The sequence below is a fragment of the Roseivirga ehrenbergii genome, assembly GCF_001593005.1.
In the GTDB taxonomy this organism is placed as follows: Bacteria; Bacteroidota; Bacteroidia; order Cytophagales; family Cyclobacteriaceae; genus Roseivirga; species Roseivirga ehrenbergii.
The window spans coordinates 1-302 of record NZ_LQZQ01000020.1 but is presented as its reverse complement, the minus strand read 5'-3'; the positions used below and the strand labels follow the sequence as shown (position 1 = coordinate 302).

Sequence of the window (302 nt, the reverse complement as noted above, 5' to 3'; positions counted from 1 at the left end):
TCTTGAGAAATAACCTTCAGTCTTGTATCTGTCGATTTGTGAAGCAGCAGAAACAATAGTAGTATAATTATCTAAAACTGGGTTGTCTAATACGATATAACCTGTTTTTGCAGCGCTAAAGTCGTTGTTTTTAATGCCATAACTTTCGTGACCCAATAAGATGTCAAAACTGTTTCTAGAGTCTAGATCGAATGAGTAATCAACCAATTGGTTAAAGTTTGTGGTAATATCAAAGTTGGCACTCTTAGTTGCTCTACCTACTCCAATGTAATCACCTACAAATGGGTTACCATAGAATTGGC

At 35.8% G+C, this 302-nt stretch carries 1 protein-coding gene; it reads right to left on the bottom strand.

What is annotated here, in order from left to right; genetic code table 11:
- Positions 1-302 (bottom strand): hypothetical protein (locus tag MB14_RS09120; RefSeq protein WP_157716561.1); only part of this gene is annotated, 302 nt, incomplete at both ends.